The following is an 18325-nucleotide window of genomic DNA, read 5'->3' on the forward strand; positions in this document are numbered from 1 at the left end:
GGATTCCAGTGTCAAGCACTGGAATGACACCCTATGGTCACCGGAATAACGCTTTATGGCTACTTAGATGATGAGAAAAGAACACACTGCCCTTATTCTACTGGCCGTATAGCTACTTTCAAATTTAATCAATTAAGCAGGAGGCCCCTATGCAAACCACACTAAAAAATCATTTAGCTGGAGAATTACTTACCACTGCTACGTGCTGGAAATTAAAGCTCGCAGGTGGAGAAGTAATGGGATTCACTGACTATGATGAAGACTTAAATATTGATAATATACTCTATAAATCTTCAAGTGGATTTACAGCCAGTAGTATAATATTAAACAGCGATTTAAAGACTGATAATTTGGAAATTGAGGGAATATTAAATAGTGTTGATATCAAAGAAAAAGATGTTTTATCAGGAAAGTACGACTTTGCAAATATTGAGATATTTCTTGTGAATTATAAAGACTTGACCCAGGGAACAATGAATCTACATTCAGGAATTTTTGGTAAAGTGACATTAAGTAGTGGAAGATTTATTGCTGAAATTAGAGGGCTCTCAGCAAAGCTTGAGAGAAGCATAGCAGAATTATACTCTCCTGCATGCAGAGCACAATTTTGCGATGATAAATGTAAAGCCGATACTAAAAAATTTAGTAAAATAAGTACAATCACTAAAGTAATAGATGAAAGAAGATTTGAAGACACGAATTTAACTGAGAGTGATGAATATTATAAGCACGGAGTAGTAAAATTCTTTGGCTCAATAGCGTTTGAAGGTGTAGTAAAAGAATATAAAAATAAAGTAGTTACGTTGTTTACTTCGCCTCCATACCAAATTTTTGCTGGAGATAAATATTCAATACTCGCAGGTTGCGATAAAACATTTCCAACTTGCAGAAGCAAGTTTAACAATACTGTGAATTTTCGTGGTGAACCCTATATACCAGGTTTTTATATTGTTTAGCAGTACAATTTTCAATATTATGAATAAGCATGGAAAGGTGGCTGAGTGGTCTAAAGCACACGCTTGGAAAGCGTGCACATATGAAAATATGTCGGGGGTTCGAATCCCCCCTTTTCCGTATGTTACTTCTAGAATAGTATAAAACCCCCGGTCGCGCACACAACTGTACGAACATTGTAATATGGTACAATGTTACAACTATGCGGTGGTAATTTACGATAAATTCATGTAGCCATTTCAAATTTAGCCATACCAATGTCAGTAAATTGATTAAGCAAATAACACTTGAGTAGCAGTTCCTTCCCACGATTAATTTCAGATTTGTTCCGAAAATTAAACCCGAATGTTTGTTTCAGTCGCGAGAAAAAACTTTCTACATAAGATCTTTTTCCGTAGTTTGTTTGCCTTTTCCACCTCTTCATTCCATCTTCGCTGTATGACTTTATTAGTCTAATTGCAGCATTTCTCTCTGCCATACTTTGGATGCTCTGCTGCATTGTTTTTTTGGAGGAATTTTTGTCTTTATGCCGCATTCATCACACAATTTATAGAGTTTATGTCTGTCATATGCTCTGTCTGCATATAGTGCTTTTATGGCATGCTGAAAATTATAGCATTTCTCATAATAGTCCGAATAGGTCATAGGAAGGCAGAATCAACAGCACGACGAAAGGATTCGAATAGAGGAATGTTTTTCCTGGCTCTGTTTTTTATAGCAAACCAATGATGCTCAATTTTGTTAAAATCTGGAGAATAAGGCGGCAGATACAAAATTTCTGCACCGACTCTTTAGCGAGCTTGATAAGCTTATCAGACTTATGAAAAGTAGCATTATCAAGAATGACAGTTTGTCCAGGTTCTAAGATCGGTGCCAAAAATTGCTCAAACCATCCATTAAAAATATCCATATTACAGTGGCCTTCAAATGTTAATGGAGCAACTATCTTTCTTCTACTTAAGGCTGCAACCATGCTGATTCGTTGAGTTTTTTTTCCAGATTTTAGGGCATAAAATCGCTGTCCTTTCTGGCAATACCCATATGGATAGTCCTCCGTGTTATCAATCCCAGACTCATCTATATACACTAAGTTTTCTGGTTCTTTTGTTGCTATAATTTTTAAGAATTCAGCACGTTTTTCTTCGTTCCTTTCCTTGTATCCATATGTCTTTTTTTGCGCGTAAATCCAATTTTTCTGAGAGCTCGGTGGATCGTTTGGATACTAACGTTGCCCCAAAGTTTAGCCATTTCCGACAGAGTTTTTCTACCGTGTTTTTTAGCAAATTCGATAAACTTATTCCAGTCGATAATTTTCTGATTGTAACCTCCATTACCGAGTTTTTTTGACTGAAAGTCGCCTGTTTCTTTTTTTCTTTGCTGCCACTCCCGCAAAGTAGTTCGTCCAATTTTAAATCTTGCTGCCACTGCTTCTCTGCTTTCCCCTTCGTCTAGTGCTTCCATTGCTTTTTTTCTTAAATCATAACTATATGCTGCCGGCATCCAACCTCCTTATCGCCATCTATCCTTAATCTTATCATATCCGGACTTCTGTGGAAAGAGCTATAACTCCTTTAAGTAAATCGCAAGCTCCATAGTGATCAGACCGTTACTGTATTTTGCAGCTATGGCTTTTTTGCTGTTTATATTCAACATTACATGCAATTTTCTTGTCTGTTCATAACCACGATATTTTCTGTCAGCGCTATTTTCCTTGCTGTGTGTTGTTATAAATGCTGATGCTTGTGCTATCTATGGCAATTTCGATATCTTCCATATTATTTTTATCAATTCTGCAATCATTGATCTTAATATTAAGTTTTTTTTGAAGCTTGCGAATAGCTGATAACTGCCAAATCTCTTCCTATTTGTTGCAAATATCCTTTTATAAACCCGACTGTTTGTCTTAAGCCAATTCTAAAAAGATTAACGATTATATGCACTAAAATCACAACTTTATCACTATAAATATAGTTGCCGCCCTGCATTTTTGGACTATTTTCATACCAATTTTCGATAGCTTTATCGATGTAACGAAAAATATTTCCTCTTTTTTCTAGAAATTTGTTATATTCATGGCAGTTACTAACTCTCATTTTTTGTGGCATATTTTTCCTTAAGCGGTTAAATGGCTATTTTATAATGAATTTTGTCAGTAGCCACCAGATTTTTTCAGTTGCGATGCAACAGAGCCATCCCAGTGTCAAGCACTGGGATGACAGGAAAAGAGGCTATTTGGATGACATCTTTCTTCTTGGTATAAATTACTTTTATATCTCAATGTTCGTACAGCTATGCACGTTGCCGCATAGTGGATGAGGTGTACTACCTCTAAGAGTATACATTATCTCACATAATAATATAATATTTCGTTCATAAATCAACGTTTTTAACATGCAGCAAGAACATTTCCGTTGTAATTAAGGTTCTTAAGATGTATATTAATGAATCTTGTTTTCAATAAATAATGAAAGTAATAATTGTCATGATAATGTTATTGTGTAGCAGTTACACAATGGCAAGCGAGAGAATAAGTCTAGTGGATAAAAAACTATCTCAAGGATATGTAGCTCCAGTGCTTACAGAAAATAGCGTTATTTTATCAGACAAGCACGGCGCTTTATATTCCTTTGATATTGATAACTCAAAGGCTATGAATTGGAAATTACACCTCTCACACAGAAAAAAAATTAGTAACATGAGCCTATTGCGTCACAGAGGAAACGTTTTCTTTATAGTGGATAACGTTCTACACACAATAGATGCAAAAACCGGCGAGATTCAGTGGGAAAAAGAATTGAGAGCTCCAGTAAGAGGGAAAGCAGCAGTAATAAACAATAAATTGGTAGTATTGACTATTGATAATTATCTGTACGTGTTTGATATAAAAGATGGCAGCTTCGTTTGGACTTATCAAAACGGCATCAATGAGGTTCGAGGTTTGTATTCCATATCGCCAGCAATTTCTAATGATAAAATAATAGCACCATTTTCAAATGGTGAGTTAATAGCTTTTAATGAAGACGGTAAAAAATTGTGGAGCCAAAAATTGGCTACAAACCTTTTGGATACACAGCTCACAGATGTAACTACTACACCGAGAGTGCTTGGCGATACTTTAATAGCTACAAATAATTCTTATATTTATGGTATTGACGTAAAATCAGGAAATATTTTATGGTCAAAGTCACTGCAAGTAAAAAGTGTATCAGACATTGAGTCATATTATAGTCCTCTTATTCCTGCAGAGAAACAAAAAGAAGGCGGAAGAATTTTTATAGTTACTAAAGACGATAAAATAATTGGCCTGGATATAAAAAATGGAGAAACAGTCTGGGCATCTGATTTAATAGAAAATACGCAATTGTTTGCTCCAATTATGCATGCCCATACACTGTGGGTGACAAGCAATAAAGGTTCAATGTTTGCTTTTCCGGGATCTGAAAGTGCAGGAAAGGTAGTCAAAGTACCTGGTAATGTGTTTCACACTCCAGTGTTTACTCGCAATAAGATATATGTAACAACTGAGGGAAAAGGTGTTTATTCTTTAGAAAATAGGTTTGTTTTTTATGACTGATTATGATTTAATTGTTATAGGTGGTGGCCCAGGAGGCTATAAGTGTGCTATCGCTGCTGCAAAACTTGGATTGAAAGTTGCCTGCATAGATAAAAATAGCATTTTTGGTGGTACGTGCCTGCGGGTTGGGTGCATACCCTCCAAAGCATTGCTCCATTCTTCCTATCAGTATGCTCACACGAAAAATGATCTGTCGAAGCTTGGCATAAAAATTAAGGACGCAAGTTTCGATTTAAAAGAAATGCTAGGCTATAAGGACGCCAGAGTTCAGGAACTTGGAAAAGGTATAGAATATCTGTTTAACCTTCACAAAATCACTAAAATCAATGGGCTTGCTTCTTTTGACCAAGGTAATCTTGAAGTTTCAGTTGAAGGTAAGGTGCTGAAGACAAAAAATATAGTAATTGCAACCGGTTCTGATGTTATTTCTTTGCCAGGAATTAATATCGATGAGAAAAGTATTATTTCATCAACTGGTGCATTATCTTTAACTGAAGTACCAAAAAAACTTGTCGTAATCGGAGCTGGGGCAATAGGGCTTGAAATGTCTTCTGTATGGAGGAGGCTAGGGTCTGAAGTCACTGTAGTAGAATTTTTTGACAGAATCGCTGCAGCAATGGATGGAGAATTAAGTAAGTCTCTACTTTCTAGTCTACAAAAACAAGGAATAAAATTTTTACTTAGCACTAAAGTCGAGGAGATAAAACAAAATAGTAACTCTCTGAGTGTGAAAGTTTGCTCTGTAAAAGATAATCAAACAAACACTATAGAAGCAGATAAGGTGCTGGTTGCAGTAGGTCGCAAACCATGCACTGAGGGTCTTGAAAAAATAGAGAAAGACAGTCGTGGTTTCGTTCAAGTTAACAACAGATATGAAACTAATGTGAAAGGAATATTTGCTATTGGTGATGTGATCGGTGGAGCAATGCTTGCTCATAAAGCAGAGGAAGAAGGGGTAGCAGTTGCAGAGATAATCGCTGGGCAAGTACCTCACGTTGATTATGGAATCATACCATCTGTCATTTACACTCACCCTGCGGTTTCTTCGATTGGTAAAACCGAAGAGGAACTCAAAAATGCTGGCCGTAAGTACAAAGTTGGTAAATGTCAATTTGCTGCAAACGGCAGAGCAAAAATCACTGATGATGCTGAAGGATTCGTGAAAGTGCTGACTTGTAGCAGAGCAGATACAATACTAGGTGTGCATATCATAGGAGCATACGCTGATACGCTAATCAACGAAGCAGCAGTTGCAATGGCATATGGCGCAGCAGCAGAGGATATATACAGAATTTGTCACTCTCATCCTGATATAAATGAAGCCTTTCGAGATGCGTGCATCGATGCTTTCTTTAAAAAATAATTGTGGACCTCGGTTCAATCATTGAAAAATGGTATGAGTGGCTGAGGTGCAACAGATCTTATTCACCAAACACTTTAGAGTCATACATGAGGGACTTGAAGGATCTTATAAGTTTCCTAAATACTCACATTGGTGGAGAAGTAAATGTTGGTACTCTGAAAAATTTAAGCATACCTGAGTTAAGAAGTTGGCTTACCTCTCGTTACGCAAGAGGTGTAAACGCAAGATCCAACACTCGAGCACTCTCAGTAATCAGAAATTTCTTCAAGTACATAAAAAATAACCACAATATAGACAATGAAGCTGTATTTTCCTTATCAAGGCCAATTCAGAGAAGAACTTTGCCCAAAGCATTATCAATACCTGATATAAAAACTTTATTGAAAGAAATGAAACTATCCGATCTGGGCGAATCTTGGGTGGTAAAAAGAGAAATTGCGATTATCGTCCTGCTATATAGTACAGGCTTAAGAATCAGCGAAGCGTTGAACCTTAGGGTTAGTGATATTAACAATGAAAGTTTAATAGTAACAGGTAAGGGAGATAAACAAAGGCAGGTATTCATTCTTCCGGTAGTAAAAAAGTGTATACAAGAATATGTAAAAGCCTGTCCTTATCTTGGCACTAATAATGAAACACAATATCTTTTTTTGGGAGTAAGAGGAAAAAAATTGGGAAGAACTTATGTGGCCAATCGTTTGCAAAAAATAAGGAGAATGTTAAATTTACCAGAAATTTTATCTCCACATGCATTTCGCCATAGTTTTGCTACTCATTTGCTTCAGGAAGATATTGACATAAGATCAATACAACAACTGCTTGGTCACTCAAGCCTGGAAACTACTCAAATTTACACTCACCTCAATTATCAAGATGTTTTTAACATGTACAAAAATTTTCAGCAGGGCCTGGAGAAGAAATCAAAACTTTAACTTCGTTCTAAACCACCAAGCTGAGTGCTTTCAACATCACTAAGTATTGTGTTTGCTTTATATAAACTACAACATCCTAATAAAAAAAAGCCAGTGCAACTGCTGTAAAGAAAGCACTTATTATCCCTGGATAATCTTCTATTACTAAACATGCAACAACAGTATATACTCCAAGCAATATAAAACATGCAGAAGCGTAGTTGCTCAGTTTTCTACCAGAAGAAATTGCTTGCGAGGATTTTTCGTTTTTATTACTACGGAGCAGTCTATTTTCTGATGAAAGCCTATCTCTTTCTTCCCTTACTTGTTTCAAATCTCTTTTTAATCGTGAAATTTCGACAGTGTCGCTTGCTCTTCCATACACAATTCTATTAAGTCGAGTTACTTCACTATTTAGATCATTGATTTTTGTTTTTTGAGCCGATTTTTCCTGCCTTAAATCTTCTTCTAACTGTGAAATTTTGTTAATGCCTCTCGTTCTTTCGCGTACGACCCTATCCAGCTCTCGTTCTTTTTCTGTGAGTTGAGCTTTCGTTCTTTCAAGTTCACCTTTAAGTTCTTGTATAACTTGCTCAGAACCTACCGGTATATCATTCGTACTTGCCAAAGGTTGTAATGTATTTGCAGGAAATTTTTCATTTAGATAATTTGTAATAGATTCGATTGGATTATTAACACCCCTCAATGCAGCAGTAACAATTGCATGACTCATGAAGCAATTATCTTCTACTAATTTTTTTACATCATCTAAATCTTTTTTATTAATAGTAGCGGTTAATCGCTCTGTAATGGCTTGTTCAATTATTTGCTTCACCCACGAATTTTGCTCTATAGCTTGTATTGGCTTTATTTGACTAAAATCTAGCTCTTTATGTTTTAAAAGTTTTGTCAATACTTCTTTGTTATCTGATGTTATTCCTTGTAAACATGATTGAATAATTAAGCTAAGCGGCGTTTCTATTTCTTCATTTCGGCTTCTTTTCCAGCAATTAGGGTTAAACTCTTGATTTAATGGTCTTTTCGCTTGGTAAATGTTTCTGCTAGAAAGAGCACCTAACAACTCGTTTGCTTTTTGTGCTTTTTTAAATTCTAATTTTATTACGCGCTCAAATCCTCTTGCAATACAATCTTCAGGGCTTTTATATTCATAATTTTTGATATCAGTTTTTATATCTGGGTGCGTGAGCAATATTTTTACCACATCTTTAGCCCCAACTTGACAAGCAATATGTAAAGCTGTGTCTTTGCGCATATTAGATGTTGTTATAAATTCTGATATTTCACTTTGTGTACTAGGATCATATCTCGTCCGTGTTGTAGACACAGATTGCTTACTCTGAGCATTAATATTGATACTTCTGTTTTGTATAAGCAATTTAGCCATTTTCTCTAACGTAGCCTGTCCATCACCGCTGACAGCGCAGACATTGACAATAGACATCAAAGGTGTCATGCCCTCCTTATCAAACGCATTAACATCCGCACCTTCTTTCAGAGCTTGTTTAAAAGCTTCCGGGTTTTCGTTATCAATAGCCTTAAATAACTTTTGTGTTGGTTCATCGAGCTGTCTTGAAGTTGTCTGATTATATCTATAACCATTAGTATTTATCCCATCCCCTCCATAAAGCATATTAAACCTACCTAATAATTTACTAATATAATTATGAAAAAGAAAAGGAAAATTGCAAGCGATTTATTCAAAATCCTAGAATTAACTACGACTCTAAAAACTTTTCTGCATCAAGCGCAGCCATGCATCCTGTTCCTGCTGCAACTACTGCCTGACGATATACCTTATCTTGAACATCACCTGCAGCAAACACTCCTGCCCTACTAGTTAAAGTTGTTCCAGGTTTTGTAATGATGTAACCCTGCTCATCCATTTCAACAAAGCCTTTAAAAATACCCGTATTTGGTGCATGCCCGATTGCAATGAACACTCCATCCACTTTTAATTCTTGGGTTTTATCGATCTCTGCTGATTTAATCGCAATACCAGCAACCCTTTTTGGATTTTCTTCTCCAAGAATCTGCTCTACGGTATGGTTCCACATTACTTTTATTTTATCATTTTTAAAGAGCCTATCTTGCATTACTTTTTCCGCTCTTAATTTATCACGCCTGTGTATTAATATCACTTCTTTGGCAAATCGAGTTAAAAATATTGCTTCTTCAACAGCAGTGTTTCCACCACCAATCACAGCTACAACTTTATTCCTAAAAAATGCACCATCGCAAGTCGCACAAGCTGAAACCCCATAACCCTGAAATTTCTTTTCACTTTCTAAACCAAGCCACTTCGCTTGCGCACCAGATGCAATGATAATTGCATCTGAATAGTAGTCATTGATATTACCAGAAGATCTAAATCTATACTCATTAAAGTCCTCAAGTTGTTCAACGCTTTTTATCTCATCATCTATTATTTTTGCTCCAACCTTTTCTGCATGAAACCTCATTTGCTCCATTAGTTCTGGACCCTGTATTGAAACAAAACCAGGATAGTTTTCAACATCTGTAGTAATTGTAAGCTGACCACCAGGCTGCATTCCCGTTACTACAATTGGCTCTAAGTTTGCACGTGCTGCATATATAGCGGCAGCATAACCCGCTGCCCCAGATCCAATAATAAGAACTTTTGTACTAAATTTATAATTCTTCACTGTATGAGTTTAGATAATCAGCTACTCCTTCATCGCTTGCCTGCATTGCTGGCTTACCTTTCTTCCACCCTGCTGGACATACTTCACCATGCTCCTCATTATGTTTAATTGCATCAACGATTCTAACGAATTCATCGATATTACGCCCTAAAGGCAAATCATTTATCGATTGATGACGTACAATAAATTTATCATCAATAACGAAAGTTGCTCTCAGCGCAATTGAGTCATCATATAAGACCCCATAGTCTCTTGATATAGACTTTTTGATATCAGACACTAAAGTGTAGCTAATCTCTCCAATACCACCATCATTAACTGGAGTGTTTCGCCATTTATAATGTGAAAATTTTGAATCTACACTTATTCCTATCACTTCAACACCACGCTTTGCAAACTCATTTATTCTATTATTGAGCGATATCAATTCAGTTGGGCAAACAAAAGTAAAATCAAGTGGATAGAAAAAAAGGACAGCATACTTATTTTTTATGCGCTTACTCAGACAGAAATCATCAACAATTTCTCCGTCAGAGAGAACAGATGAAGCAGTAAAATCGATAGCAGATTTTGTTACAAGATTCATAATTAACCTATTCTTTTAAAATAACTTTAATTTTACATCTTGATAAACTTATATGCAAGTTTTCTTTGGTTTTAGTCCTATAAAAACTTCCTAAAATAGCTCTTCTTTTTTACCGATAAGATACAATCCAGGTTGGAATACTGAGTTGGTGAGTATAAAATTCTACGTCATGCCACCGCGAACCGTCATACCGCCACGGTATCTCAGCCGCTCACAAGTAGCGGGATGACGAGCTTATCGTCATGCCACCGCGAACCGTCATACCGCCACGAACCGTCATACCGCGATTCATTCGCGGTATCTCTAGATCCCGCTAACAAGTAGCGGGATGACGGTTGTCGTTTAGCTATAAATGTTAAAAAATTTGCCAAACGAAAAAAAAGGCAAAAGAAGCCCCGTGGTTGGCTAATTACTTACATTATACTTTCAAGTATGGCGTTTTTTTATTCTAAACGTTTAATAACCGCGATTCAGTTGCTTTTAAGCCGCAACTAATCTAAATTATAAACATTAAGAAATTTACTAAACAGAAAAAAAGGCAAAAGAAACCCTAGGGTAGCTAGTTATTCACTATCCATTTTTTAAGTTGGCGTTTTTTTATGTTTTAAATGCTTTATAAGCGCATTTTAGCTTATATTAGGTAAAAACCTAGAAGTTTTATAAAGACATAAGGTGCACATAGTGCAAAAAATTAAACATGAGACGCCAGATACGTGAGTTTTTTTGTCATTTAATCTGTACAGAGAAGATAAATAAATAGCTTCAGTTTCATGATAAGGGAGTTGGCGGAGTTTGTCAAGTAAGTTTTTCGCTTCTGCGGGCTACTTGAATAACGGCTACAATGTTTGTACAGCTATGTATATAGTGCTGGAACCCAAAAAAAGAACCAAGTAGCCTTGGCTACTTGGATGACAAAAGGTAATACAAGAAATCTATTGGCTCTCGTATATCTTAGTGAAACTTAACAAGTTTATCTATAGTTTTAGTGATGATTCTTGGAGTATCCGGAGAAACTGCTGAGCTCAGCCTATTTAACCGCTCTATAGCGAACTCGCTATTCTCATTTGCTATGAAATCACATAAAATATTTTCTATATCCTTAGTAACACTTTCATGCTTTCTCAGAGGATGATTATGTGGATACCTATTGATGGTTCTGATGCTAGAATACTCAACAAAAGCTTGATCCTTAAAAGCAAGTTGTCTCAATTTCTCTTTGAATTTTCCTTCTTCCTCTTTTGCTAAAAGGCGAGACTTTATCAGTGATTTTATAATCAAATTTATAGCTTGATGCATTTCAGAATGCACTATAACTTTAATGGTATTTTCTTCTGCTATACAATCATAAATACTTTTTTCGCTCTTTAGTGACTCTATAAGCGTTCTGCTATTTTGTGAATTCAATTCCAAATTCTCTTCACTCATAGGAGTTATTATGAAGGTGTTCTTATTTACTCTGATGTTAAATTGTGGAAATCCTTCAGAAAAGGAAAATGCTACATCCTTAGATTCAAGTGCGTGATTGCATGCAGAAAAAAGGGTATGTGCTATGATGCTGCTGGGCACTTCCATTCCGTGTTTACTCAGGTGATTCAATACATTTTCAATATCATGATATGTAAAGCCTGTATCTTTTAGCAATTCAACAACTTCTTTGCCGTTGTGCTGCTTGTACTCTATTTTCACTTCTTCTGTAAAAAGTGTTTTAGCTGCTATATGTTTATCAAGCACTGTGAAAATCTTGATGAAATTCTCTAAATCTTGTTTGTTAACTAATTCGATACTAATTAAGTTTCTGCTAATAATTGAAATATTTTTTGTCATTTTTTCCCACTAAAAAAACTCACTGAATGAATTGTATTTTTAATTCATTAAGAATTGTTTAAAGTGAGCATACTAGTTTTCATTTACGTATTACACGACAAAACAAGATAAAAAGTTACATAAAATCATCATGTGGTATAACACACTCTCCACATTCATCATTGCTGTTTGTGTAGGTTGTGACATCAGTGTGATTGTCATTATTATTTAGCATATCATCCAACTTTCCTTCTTTTTCAAGATCCATCAATTTGTCACACCCCCCAATGTGCTTATCGTTGATAAAAATCTGTGGAACTGTTCTAACGTTATACTTTGATTTTATGTCGTTAAATAGATCTGAGTTTTTGAGCACATCAATTTCTTCATACTTCACACCTTTTTTATCTAGTAAATCCTTTGCCCTTATGCAGTATGGACAGCCCTTCTTTACATATATCACAACATTTTTCACAATTTATCTCCGTAGCTTACTAAAATATAGTTATTATATATAAGAAACATGTAAAAACATCAAATTGTATGAAAATTATTTATAATTGTGAGCAAGGAATAGAAAATAATATAGCACTAACCTTCGGAAATTTCGATGGCATTCATTTAGGACACGAGTTTGCAATTTCTACTCTAAAGAAGGTAGCACAAGAAAGAGGATTACCCTCTGCAGTTTTAACTTTTGAGCCTCACCCATCAACTGTTTTATTTGGTAGAAACAATTTTAGGTTAATAGACCAAGAACAAAAAAAGGAACTAATCAGCAGCTATGGTATAGATTACTTATATATTATTAATTTTAATAGAGGTTTTTCTGAGGTTAGCTGCGATGACTTTATCAGTGAGATTTTAATAGATAAATATGGCGCTAAACACATAATTGTCGGAGAAAATTGCACTTTTGGTCATAAACGATTGGGTAATATATTAACTCTAGAGAAATATTCTGAAATATATGGATACTCTTTGACTAAATTAGAGCCATTAACAATTGACGGCAAAATTTGCTCTTCTTCTTCAATAAGGGAGTATGTACAAAGGGGCGAAATAGAAATTGCTAATAAATTGCTCGGCAGGCCTTATCAAGTTTCTGGTGTTGTGACAAAAGGTGCATGTAGAGGTAGAGAAATAGGATTTCCAACCATAAATATTCCTATAGAAGATTGCATGATAAAACCTAAGTTTGGCACATATTACGCTAGAGTGACTTTTCCTGATAGTAATCCAAATTGGTTATATGGAGTAGTCAATATTGGTATGAGACCTACTTTTAAGGATCTGAAAAAGCCTATAATAGAAATGCACATATTCGATTTTGATGAAGACGTATATAGTCATAAAGTCAATATACAACTTTTAAAATTCATAAGGTCAGAAAAAAAATTCCATAGTATTGAGGAGTTAACAAAACAGATAAATTATGATATACTTAAAGTTTATAGGTTAAAGGCAAATTTATGAAAAAGTTATGCTTAGTTGTTATATTAATTATAGTATTGATTGACCAAACGAGCAAATTGTACATAAACTCATTGATTGATGAAGGAGAATCAATTGAGATCGCTAGTTTTATAAAACTAGTTGAAGTTTGGAATTCAGGTATTAGTTTCGGAATGTGTAGCGCTTTACCACATGGCGGTTTCTTTTTTTCAGCATTTTCAATACTAATAATTGGTATACTTGCATATTTGATATACAAGTCTGACGATCAGTCAACTTACCTTGGTTTTTCTCTGATGATTGGTGGAGCAATCGGAAACGTAGTTGATAGGATCTATTGGGGAGCTGTATATGATTTCATATATTTTCATATTGATGATTGGTATTGGCCAGCCTTTAATTTAGCAGATTTATCTATAGTTTGTGGAATGTTTACATTGTTATATAAGTGGTATATATACGATATGCTTATTTCTAAACAAAATGAGGAATAAAATAATTGTTTTTATATTAGGTCGAAATAATGCTTCATAAGTTTTTTAGTTTTCTTATACTACCTGTACTTTTTTTTACTTACCCAATTTCTTCGAATGCTTTAAACATAGAGCACAACATAAAATATACTAAACTCAGTAACGGACTAGATGTTTATGTTGTTTCTAATCATCGGATTCCAGCCGTTTTACATGCAGTAATATACAAAGTTGGGGGAATGGATGATCCAATCGGCAAAGCAGGATTGGCTCACTACTTTGAACATTTAATGTTTGAAACTACAGGGAAGTTCACAGATATAGAAGCCACTATGAGTAGCATTGGGGCTCAATTTAACGCATTTACCACTAAAGAATATACCTGTTATTTTGAGTTGATCCCCAAAAAAGATTTACCACTTGCAATGGAAGTTGAAGCAGATAGAATGGGCAGCTTTAATGTTACTCAAGACAAAATAGATAGAGAAAAAAACATCGTATTAGAAGAAAGAAAGATGAGATTTGATAACCAACCTCATAACTTGTTATGGGAAGAAATGGATAGTGCATTTTACCGTACTGGCTATGGTAGGTCTGTTATCGGCTGGGAGAGCGATATCAAAACTTACAATTTGGATGACATAACGAGGTTTCATGATAACTATTATCACTCCGGCAATGCAATATTACTGATTGTGGGTGATGTGGAACTTGATGAAGTAGTGAAATTAGCAGAAGAAAAATATGGCGAAATTAAAGCTAAGCCTGTAATGAGAAATTACCCAAATCAGGATCCAGTGCATAATGCAGGTCTATCGGTGACCTTAGAGAGCACTGAAGTAAAAGAATCAGTTTTATATTTTCGTTATCGTGTTCCCTTATTTGATCACATAAATGAAGCCTCTGCTGCTCATTTAGCGGTTGACATTTTAGGTGGCGGCAAATCCAGCAAACTGTATAAAGATTTGGTTTTAGATAAAGATGTGGCAGTATCAGTGTTTGCTTATTATAATAGCCTAGCTTTTAGTGATGGCTACATTGATATTATGATAATTCCAAAAAGTGGCGCTAATTTAGATATTGTTGAAAGAGAGTTAGATAATGCTATTAATGGCTTCGTATCTAAAGGGGTGACGAGCGAGGAATTACAAAGCTCAAAATATAGGTATAAGGCAGCACAGTTTGATAATCTATCTGACTTAACTCATATAGCGATGTTCTATGTGCCACACCTTGCACTTGGTATTCCACTTGATGAAATAGATATTTCATATAGCAAGATTAATGATGTCAATCTAGAGGATGTAAATAATAAAATCCGTGCTATTTTTTCTGCTAATAAGTTAATTGGTCGTTTATTACCAAAAGGAGATAATAATGAGAATAAGTAAAATTATATTTCTATTTTTTTTCTGTCTAGGCTTTAATTTACAAGCAAGTGGTAACCTAAATATAGAGGAGGTCACTACCCGTAAAGGATTTAAGTTTTTATTTGTAGAAAATCATGATTTGCCAAAAGTTTCACTAAATATATCGTTCAAGGATGCAGGTTATGTGTATGAGAATAAGGAAAAACAGGGGCTTGCTTGGTTTACTTCTCTTGTAATCCAAGAAGGGGCAGGAAAAAATGATGCCAAAGATTTTGCGAAAAAGCTTGAAGATAAAGGGATTAGTTTAAATTTTATTGCTGATTTAGAAGCATTTAGGGTTTCATTAAATACTTTGTCTGACAATCTAGAGGAAGCAATTTCATTACTGAGCGATACTATAATGCGTCCTAAAGTTGACCCTGAAGGGTTGAATAGAGTTTTCGAGAAAGCCAAAGTTGATTTTAATAATCTTGAAAAAAATCCTGGCTTTGTTGCTGTAGAAGAATTGAATACGTTGTTGTTTAAAAAACACCCTTACTCAAAAAGTATGTACGGTACTCTTGACACTAGAGTGAGCATTACTAGAGACGATGTTTTAACATACATAAAGCGTAATTTTGCTAAAGATAACATAGTTATCAGTGTTGCTGGTTGTGCAAAAAAAGAAGAAATTATTACGCTATTAGATAAATATTTATCTAAATTGCCGTCAAAAAGATCAAAAGTTAGAAAAATACCTGTGAAAAATGATTTTGGTCCTGCAGAAAGTAAGAATATTTTTATGGATATACCACAGAGTGTGATACTTTTTGCTCAAAAAGGTATAGCTTATGAAGATCCAGACTACTATAATGCTCAAGTTTTGGTTAATGCGCTTGGTGGTATGGGGCTGAATTCAGTGCTGATGAAAGAACTAAGGCAAAATCTTGGAATTACTTATGGTATTAGTGCCTCTATGGCCAGTTATACGCATGGAAATATTATAGCTGGGGGTTTAAGTACTGATAGCTCTACTGCCAGTCAATCCATATCTGCAATAAGAGATACATTGAGCAGGATAAAAAAGAAAGGAATTGACGAACAATTGTTCAAGGATGCAAAAATTGGCTTGGTAAATAATCTTGTCCTTCGCCTGTCCAATAACATAAATACAGCAATGCTGCTGGATGATATGCAGATAAATGATCGTGATGTTAACCGTATAAATAATTATGCGAATGTCATTAATGACGTTAAATTAGAGAAAGTAAACGAACTGGCAAGTTCTTTGCTGGAACCAGAAAATTTATTTTTTGTTGAAGTTGGAAGAAACACTTAAGATCAATAATTAATACTTTCTGCTATTGATCTTACTGCTTCTACATAACACTTATGCTCCTCAGCTAGAATGCGTTCTGAGAGGCTTTGAATATCATCAGCTGGTAACACTGGTACAACAACTTGAGCAATTATGGCTCCAGCATCAACTTCAGGAGTGACATAATGTACAGTACAACCTGTAATTTTTACACCTGCTTTTAGAGCTTGCTCTTGAGCGTTTAGGCCTTTAAAAGACGGAAGTAAAGAGGGATGAATATTTATCACCTTGTTATGCCATTTACTCAGAAAATCAGCTTTGAGAATTCTCATAAACCCTGCAAGGCAAATTAAATCAACCTTATGTTGAACAAGTATTTCGTGAATTTTACCAGCATCAAGCGGTTTATCTTTAACAATAAACGCTGAGATTCCTGCTTGCTCTGCTATTTTCAGACCAGCAGCTTCGCTATTATTTGTGATAACACATGCAACTTCTGCGGAAAAATTCTGATCTTGACATGCTTCTATTAAGGCCTGCATATTCGACCCCCTACCTGAAATTAGTATTCCGAGTTTTATCTTTTTCATTATAGCACAGTTAGTTTAGAATTTAGTTAATACTAACAAAACAGCTCAAAAGGAAAACTTATTTTATAGCAAAGAAGGCAGACTAAACTCTTTATATAAGTGGACCTCTAATTTTGGACCTCACTGGACAACACAAAATAACGAATAGCCCCATGTACCCAGCTAAAACTAGCTTTAATGCTTAGATATTGTGCTATTTTTGTATAATATACTACTATAAGTATATATTTTTGTAATCGCGTTATTATTTATTTAACAAAGTATTAGTATAATTTATTACACTGGATTAAATGGAGAAAGTTCAATGAGTAAATTACCGAACAATGCAAAAATAGGTAAATCTCAGGTTACTCAGTGGGAGGTAATAAAAAATTGTGAATATGCTGATAATTGCTTGTCAAAAATAGTAACTTTGTACGTTATTAGAATAACTCAGCTATCAGATTTTTATACGAGTGACGAACCTGAAATTAACACTGTTTTAGCAAGAATAAGCGTGACAAGTGAAAATGTATTTTTAAACAAGGCTACTACTATTGAAGTTATGGAAGGTATTTTTCCGTATAAATTCAACAGCAAGAAGAGAAATAACGTATTAAGGTTAGAAGATTTGTATAATTATTTATGTTCTATTGTTAACAATAGCCTTCCAAAAGAAATGCTTGAAAGTCTTGTAAGGGAATATAAGGATGCTGTTAACTTATTTAAAGCAATTACTTAACTGAACGTAGTATTTTTAAGATTTTATTTTCTATTTCAGAAATGCCGCTTTCAAGATCTTTATCTATCAAATACATGGTAGAGAAATATGTTTTCTGCTTACTTTCAACATTGATAGTTAAAGTTCCGGGAGTGATTGTGACTGAATTGGCAAATAACGCAATGCTTTCATCATTATGCCCTTTGCATTTTCTTAGGATAATGATTGGCTCAAGCTTAGATTTGAGTTGTAGCACCTTTTTTGTTACATAAACACTTGATAAAATGATTTGGTACATTAACCATGGTATATAACTTACTAACTTATAAAACGACAGTCTACTCGTACTATTTAAAATCTGGCTAAGAGCTCTTTCAGCGTTTATCAACCTTCTAAAGATAAACGATGTGAATATACAGGAAAACACTCCACAAAAAATAAAAAACGGCTCAAAATAACCAGACAATACAGTCCATAGAACAAATAAAATTATAAATGACAGAGAAAAAAACTTGATTTCCTTCCTAAAGTTGAGGTTTTTCATAGTCTGTAATATAACTTAAAT

Annotated in this window: 19 protein-coding genes, 1 tRNA gene and 1 pseudogene; 10 read left to right on the top strand and 11 right to left on the bottom strand. The window is 34.8% G+C overall.

All coding sequences use genetic code 11. The annotated features are described in order from the left end of the window. The first annotated feature begins 149 nt into the window (after positions 1–149). Both ABWU55_RS03890 and ABWU55_RS03895 read left to right on the top strand, forming a co-directional pair. Positions 150–956, top strand: a complete 807-nt coding sequence (locus tag ABWU55_RS03890) for a DUF2163 domain-containing protein (RefSeq protein ID WP_182320644.1) — start codon at positions 150–152, stop codon at positions 954–956. Positions 957–987: 31 nt separating this feature from the next. After that, positions 988–1074, top strand: a tRNA-Ser gene (locus ABWU55_RS03895). 106 nt (positions 1075–1180) lie between these two features. On the opposite strand, the gene ABWU55_RS03900 is transcribed toward ABWU55_RS03895, so the two are convergent. The 4 genes and pseudogenes from ABWU55_RS03900 to ABWU55_RS03915 all read right to left on the bottom strand — a co-directional run bounded on the left by ABWU55_RS03900 (position 1181) and on the right by ABWU55_RS03915 (position 3059). Beyond that, positions 1181–1432, bottom strand: coding sequence for a hypothetical protein (locus tag ABWU55_RS03900; RefSeq protein ID WP_022626339.1), 252 nt, complete (start codon positions 1430–1432; stop codon positions 1181–1183). Further along, on the bottom strand, positions 1402–1599 hold the full coding sequence (locus ABWU55_RS03905; protein ID WP_353286148.1) for a hypothetical protein: 198 nt from the start codon (positions 1597–1599) through the stop codon (positions 1402–1404). Before ABWU55_RS03905 ends, ABWU55_RS03900 begins: the two co-directional genes overlap by 31 nt. Then, positions 1596–2454: pseudogene (locus ABWU55_RS03910) on the bottom strand (IS630 family transposase). The gene ABWU55_RS03905 and the pseudogene ABWU55_RS03910 overlap by 4 nt, the downstream one beginning before the upstream one ends. A 311-nt stretch (positions 2455–2765) precedes the next feature. Next, a complete protein-coding gene (locus tag ABWU55_RS03915; RefSeq protein ID WP_080717625.1) occupies positions 2766–3059 on the bottom strand; it encodes a transposase in 294 nt (97 codons plus the stop codon). Positions 3060–3418: 359 nt separating this feature from the next. Here ABWU55_RS03915 and ABWU55_RS03920 point away from each other — a divergent pair, with 359 nt between their 5' ends. From ABWU55_RS03920 to ABWU55_RS03930, 3 genes are read left to right on the top strand one after another with little or no spacing between them, the layout of a single operon-like run. Beyond that, positions 3419–4528, top strand: a complete 1110-nt coding sequence (locus ABWU55_RS03920) for a PQQ-binding-like beta-propeller repeat protein (protein ID WP_353286149.1) — start codon at positions 3419–3421, stop codon at positions 4526–4528. After that, on the top strand, positions 4521–5891 hold the full coding sequence (lpdA, locus tag ABWU55_RS03925) for a dihydrolipoyl dehydrogenase (protein WP_353286150.1): 1371 nt from the start codon (positions 4521–4523) through the stop codon (positions 5889–5891). Before ABWU55_RS03920 ends, lpdA begins: the two co-directional genes overlap by 8 nt. Before the next feature lie 2 nt (positions 5892–5893). Then, the gene (locus ABWU55_RS03930; RefSeq protein WP_264374007.1) at positions 5894–6823 is read left to right on the top strand and encodes a tyrosine recombinase XerC; all 930 of its coding nucleotides are present in this window, start codon (positions 5894–5896) and stop codon (positions 6821–6823) included. A gap of 76 nt (positions 6824–6899) precedes the next feature. Here ABWU55_RS03930 and ABWU55_RS03935 read toward each other — a convergent pair whose 3' ends face one another. From ABWU55_RS03935 to grxC, 5 genes are all read right to left on the bottom strand, one after another. Then, entirely contained in the window at positions 6900–8453 is a 1554-nt protein-coding gene (locus ABWU55_RS03935; protein WP_353286151.1) for an ankyrin repeat domain-containing protein, read from the bottom strand. A gap of 85 nt (positions 8454–8538) precedes the next feature. Beyond that, a complete protein-coding gene (gene trxB, locus ABWU55_RS03940; protein ID WP_010962814.1) occupies positions 8539–9486 on the bottom strand; it encodes a thioredoxin-disulfide reductase in 948 nt (315 codons plus the stop codon). Beyond that, on the bottom strand, positions 9473–10072 hold the full coding sequence (locus ABWU55_RS03945; protein ID WP_012673206.1) for a peroxiredoxin: 600 nt from the start codon (positions 10070–10072) through the stop codon (positions 9473–9475). The genes trxB and ABWU55_RS03945 overlap by 14 nt, the downstream gene beginning before the upstream one ends. Positions 10073–11023: 951 nt before the next feature. Continuing rightward, positions 11024–11896, bottom strand: a complete 873-nt coding sequence (locus ABWU55_RS03950) for a hypothetical protein (protein ID WP_353286152.1) — start codon at positions 11894–11896, stop codon at positions 11024–11026. Between the two features lie 115 nt (positions 11897–12011). Further along, entirely contained in the window at positions 12012–12350 is a 339-nt protein-coding gene (gene grxC / locus ABWU55_RS03955) for a glutaredoxin 3 (protein WP_007550037.1), read from the bottom strand. Positions 12351–12418: 68 nt separating this feature from the next. On the opposite strand from grxC, the gene ribF reads away from it, so the two are divergent. The 4 genes from ribF to ABWU55_RS03975 are packed head-to-tail and all read left to right on the top strand — an operon-like array spanning position 12419 to position 16491. Then, entirely contained in the window at positions 12419–13351 is a 933-nt protein-coding gene (ribF, locus tag ABWU55_RS03960) for a riboflavin biosynthesis protein RibF (protein WP_010082493.1), read from the top strand. Then, positions 13348–13824, top strand: coding sequence for a signal peptidase II (gene lspA, locus ABWU55_RS03965; protein ID WP_006279329.1), 477 nt, complete (start codon positions 13348–13350; stop codon positions 13822–13824). Before ribF ends, lspA begins: the two co-directional genes overlap by 4 nt. A 29-nt stretch (positions 13825–13853) precedes the next feature. Further along, positions 13854–15194, top strand: coding sequence for a M16 family metallopeptidase (locus tag ABWU55_RS03970; RefSeq protein ID WP_010082492.1), 1341 nt, complete (start codon positions 13854–13856; stop codon positions 15192–15194). Then, positions 15181–16491 (top strand): M16 family metallopeptidase, encoded by a 1311-nt coding sequence (locus tag ABWU55_RS03975; protein ID WP_353286153.1) that lies wholly within the window; start codon positions 15181–15183, stop codon positions 16489–16491. The genes ABWU55_RS03970 and ABWU55_RS03975 overlap by 14 nt, the downstream gene beginning before the upstream one ends. 2 nt (positions 16492–16493) lie before the next feature. On the opposite strand, the gene purN is transcribed toward ABWU55_RS03975, so the two are convergent. After that, complete coding sequence (purN, locus tag ABWU55_RS03980; RefSeq protein ID WP_012673208.1) at positions 16494–17060, bottom strand: phosphoribosylglycinamide formyltransferase; 567 nt, start codon at positions 17058–17060, stop codon at positions 16494–16496. A gap of 304 nt (positions 17061–17364) precedes the next feature. Between purN and ABWU55_RS03985 the strand changes: the two genes are divergently transcribed. Beyond that, positions 17365–17781: a hypothetical protein gene (locus tag ABWU55_RS03985; protein ID WP_010082489.1), complete on the top strand. Its 417-nt coding sequence runs from the start codon at positions 17365–17367 to the stop codon at positions 17779–17781. On the opposite strand, the gene ABWU55_RS03990 is transcribed toward ABWU55_RS03985, so the two are convergent. Continuing rightward, positions 17774–18304: a Na+/H+ antiporter subunit E gene (locus ABWU55_RS03990; RefSeq protein ID WP_006280659.1), complete on the bottom strand. Its 531-nt coding sequence runs from the start codon at positions 18302–18304 to the stop codon at positions 17774–17776. The two genes, ABWU55_RS03985 and ABWU55_RS03990, sit on opposite strands and share 8 nt — an antisense overlap. Between the last annotated feature and the right edge of the window lie 21 nt (positions 18305–18325).

This window comes from Wolbachia endosymbiont (group A) of Crataerina pallida, assembly GCF_964028475.1.
Taxonomy (GTDB): Bacteria; Pseudomonadota; Alphaproteobacteria; order Rickettsiales; family Anaplasmataceae; genus Wolbachia; species Wolbachia pipientis.